The sequence below is a fragment of the Christiangramia aquimixticola genome, from assembly GCF_048285835.1.
In the GTDB taxonomy this organism is placed as follows: Bacteria; Bacteroidota; Bacteroidia; order Flavobacteriales; family Flavobacteriaceae; genus Christiangramia; species Christiangramia aquimixticola.
This window is the reverse complement of sequence record NZ_JBLVTL010000005.1, coordinates 130716-134952: the sequence shown is the minus strand read 5'-3', so window position 1 is coordinate 134952 and position 4237 is coordinate 130716. Positions and strand designations below refer to the sequence as shown.

At 39.8% G+C, this 4237-nt stretch carries 2 protein-coding genes; both read left to right on the top strand.

What is annotated here, in order from left to right:
* Positions 1-257 precede the first annotated feature (257 nt).
* On the top strand, positions 258-2150 hold the full coding sequence (gene serA / locus ACNKXV_RS11520) for a phosphoglycerate dehydrogenase (protein WP_417907883.1): 1893 nt from the start codon (positions 258-260) through the stop codon (positions 2148-2150).
* A gap of 178 nt (positions 2151-2328) precedes the next feature.
* Positions 2329-4173, top strand: coding sequence for a DNA/RNA non-specific endonuclease (locus tag ACNKXV_RS11515; protein WP_417907882.1), 1845 nt, complete (start codon positions 2329-2331; stop codon positions 4171-4173).
* Positions 4174-4237: the final 64 nt, after the last annotated feature.

Here is a 4237-nt window from a genome sequence, read left to right as displayed (position 1 = left end):
GATAAAATTTGGATTTACTGTTGAAGGAGCTTGAGCAAAAATTTTTAACGCTTCATAAGCGTGAAAGGGTATTATTTTTAATTCCTAAAAAAGGATTAAAAGCAAAATTTTATTAGGTATTTTAAAATTTAGGAGTTCATTTAAGGGATAGTTTTAAGGATATCATAAAAGATCATAATTCCTTCCTATAGCCGTTGACAGGTTCTTTAAAAATCTTAGTTTTACTACTTAGGTTATAGAAAATAGTTGAAAGAAACATGGAGCAAAACAGGAATTTCGTAATTGATTTTGATAGTACATTTACACAGGTTGAAGCCCTTGACGTCCTTGGAGAGATATCTCTGGAAAAAAATCCGGACAAAGAGCAGAAGTTACAGGCCTTAAAAGATCTTACAGATCTTGCCATGGCCGGTAAACTGGCTTTTAGGGAATCATTGGAAAAACGCCTGGCCATTCTGGAAGGTCATCATGATATGATCCCCGAGGTAGTACAACGCCTTCAGGAAAAAGTTTCAGTCTCCTTTGTCAGGAATGAGGAATTCTTCAGAGAATACGAAGATCGCATCTATATAATTTCCAATGGTTTTAAAGAGATCATTGTTCCTATTGTAAAAAAGCTGGGAGTTAGAGAAGAGAACGTATACGCCAATACTTTTGAATTTGATTCCGCAGGAAAAATAACCGGATTCGATAAATCCAATGTGCTGTCATCGAGCAATGGAAAAGTTGAACTTCTTAAAAAACTGGACCTTAAAGGAGATGTATACGTTATTGGAGATGGGTACAATGATTATGAGATCAAAGCTGCCGGCCTAGCCAATAAGTTCTATGCTTTTACAGAAAATGTGGAGAGAGATGAAATCCTTGATAAAGCAGACCATATCACTCCAAGCCTTGACGAATTTCTATATCTTCATAAAATGAATAAAGCTATTTCCTATCCAAAAAACCGAATCAAAGTCCTGCTTTTGGAAAATGTTCATGCAGATGCGGTGAACATCATGAAAAATGAAGGATATAATGTAGAAACAATTTCCGGAGCACTGGATGAGGAAGAACTTGCTGAAAAGATCAAAGATGTTTCTGTTTTAGGGATCCGCTCCAAAACCAATCTTACGGCCAGAGTACTGGAAAATGCCAACCGACTTATCGCTGTAGGGGCTTTTTGTATTGGGACCAACCAGATTGACCTTGAAGCTTGCCTTAAAAAGGGAATCGCCGTTTTTAATGCTCCTTATAGTAATACGAGATCTGTAGTAGAACTTGCCATTGGGGAGATCATCTTTCTTATGCGGAATTTACCGGATAGAATTGCCGAAATGCATAATGGGCAGTGGAACAAATCGGCTAAAGGCAGTTATGAGATTCGGGGAAAAAAGTTGGGGATCGTGGGTTATGGAAATATAGGTTCCCAATTATCTGTAGTTGCTGAAGCTATAGGTTTTGATGTCTATTATTACGATTTGGTAGAAAAACTCGCGCTGGGAAATGCTACAAAATGCAATAGTTTAAAAGAATTGCTCGAAACAGCAGATGTGGTTACCCTGCATGTGGATGGAAGAAAAGAGAACCAGAACATGATTGGGGACAAGCAATTTAGCTGGATGAAGAAGGGATCAATTTTTCTGAATCTTGCCCGGGGACAGGTGGTTGATGTTGAAGCTTTGAAAAAACATATGGAAGCCGGAAGAATAACCGGGGCAGGGGTAGATGTATTTCCAAAAGAACCAAAAACCAATCAGGAAGAATTTGAATCACCACTCCGCGGATTGCAAAATGTGATCCTTACTCCGCATATTGGAGGATCAACAGAAGAAGCTCAGGAGAATATCGGAAATTTTGTTCCCGGAAAGATCATTAACTACATCAACACGGGAAGTACTACCAATTCTGTAAATTTCCCAAATCTTCAATTACCAATCTTGGAAAATGCACACCGGCTTATTCATATTCACCATAATAAACCGGGGATCATAGCTCATATCAACAGGATCCTGGCAGCTCATGATATCAACATTGTTGGACAGTATCTAAAAACCAATGAGACTATTGGTTATGTGATCACCGATATCGATAAAGAGTATGAAGCTGAGGTCATCAAGGAATTGAAAGAAATTCAGGGAACTATCCGGTTCCGGGTGCTATATTAATGATTAAGATCTTAATACTAGAGGGTTGCATTTTGCAACCCTTTTTTATAATGAGTATTTTATGTAGGAATAGCATTGTTAATATCCTTTTTATAAGTTGAAGTTACGGGTTAAGATACTAAGGGGTTAAATAGATAATTTAGTTCGCGTAAAACCTTATCACAAACCTACTTAACCCATGAACAAACCCTTTCTATTTAAATGCCTGCTATGTTTGCAGGCTTTATTGTTTTTGAATGCCTGTGCGACAGATGAGTTAGTGCAGCAGGATAATGCAATTTCAGGACAATTCGATTTTACTGTAAACGCAGCAGGTGATTACGAAGAGGATTTTGAGAGCGCCTCTAAAAACTCATACGCTGGTGCTGCTGTAAGTTTTACAGGCGGGAACTGGTATTTTCAGGATGCTCTATTGGGCACTCTGGATTCTGATGCTAAAACCGGAGCCCAATCTGTAAGACTTACCGGAAACGGATTAATTACCATGGATTTTGATCTTCCCGAAGGTGCGAAATCTATCAGCCTGGACTATGCAAAATTTGGTCGTGACAAAAGCACCACATTTCAGGTTTACTATTCTGTAGACGGAGGAGGAAACTGGATCTCTGCCGGAAATGAAGTTCAGGCGAAAAAGGCCAATCTTTCTACAGTTGTTTTTCCCGTGGATGTTTCAGGAAACATAAGGCTTGAAATAAGAAAAACCGATGGAAGCAATGAGCGAATAAATATTGATAATTTAATTGTAGAGCCTAACCCGGTTACGGAAACTCCTGCTGGTGATCTTATAAATATTACTGAAGATTATGAAACCGGTTCCAAAGGAAGTTATGCTGCCGGCACGGTGGAATTACCTTCCGGAGTTTGGAATTTGGAGGAGGCATTGATAGGTACGCTAACTAACGACAGGAAAAACGGATCGAAATCTGTAAGGATTCGGGATCTTGGAAAACTTGAAATGACTTACGACGTTACGGGTGCTGAAAGTATTAGTCTGGCCCACGCAGTCTATGGAACCGATGAAAACAGTACCTGGCAATTGCAGGCTTCTACAGATCAGGGTGGAAGCTGGTCTAATGTTGGAGATGTTCAGACTTCAAACTCCACAAGCCTTACCACTTTAAATTTTACGGTTAACTATTCAGGAAACGTAAGATTCAGAATCATTAAACTTAGCGGCAGCGGTGACCGTATTAATATTGATGATTTTGTAATAGGTAACACTTCCGGGACCGGAGAGCCTGGAGGCGGTTCAGGAGGAACTCCACCTTCCGGTTTAGGCGCAGTGCATCTTACCATGGGAAACCCTTCTATGGCTGTGGCAGATGTAACATATTTTAATAATTATTTACTGGAAAAGGAAGAATATGTAATGTCTTATAGTCGGGATAAAGGCACCTCCAATTGGGTGAGCTGGCATTTAGATGAGGCCTGGATGGGAAGTGCTTCAAGGCAAAACGATTTTAGGGCAGACAGCAGTTTACCGGCTTCATGGTATCAGGTAGGCGCGACAGATTATCAGTATAGCGGCTTTGATCGCGGACATCTATGTCCATCTGCAGACAGGACTTTATCTGTAGATGATAATTCCAATACCTTTTACATGACCAATATGATGCCTCAGGCACCAAGCAATAACAGATATGCCTGGGCAAATTTGGAAAACTATTGCCGATCCATGCTGGCTGGTGGTTATGAGATCTATATAATTGCCGGTGGTTATGGAATTGGCGGTGATGGTGCGAATGGATATGCCGAATATCTTGCAGATGGTAAGATACAGGTTCCTTCAAATACCTGGAAGGTAATTATGATCATTCCTGATGGAGATAACGATGTAGACAGGGTTACCACTTCAACCAGAGTTATTGCGGTAGATATGCCTAATAGTAATTCTGTAACCTCAGACTGGACTCAATATATTACCAGTGTCGATAATATTGAAGCAGCAACCGGATATGACTTTTTTAATCTGGTGCCCGATGCTATTGAAGATGTGATAGAAGCCAACGTAGATTCTATTTAAAATTAAATAAACAACACAACTATTGATAAGGTTAGAACCATGTCCGCCGGGCATGGTTTTTTTA

Excerpts from the sequence above, each read along its gene's own strand:
- serA (WP_417907883.1), top strand. The coding sequence starts at position 258 with ATGGAGCAAAACAGGAATTTCGTAATTGATTTTGATAGTACATTTACA.
- ACNKXV_RS11515 (WP_417907882.1), top strand. The coding sequence starts at position 2,329 with ATGAACAAACCCTTTCTATTTAAATGCCTGCTATGTTTGCAGGCTTTA.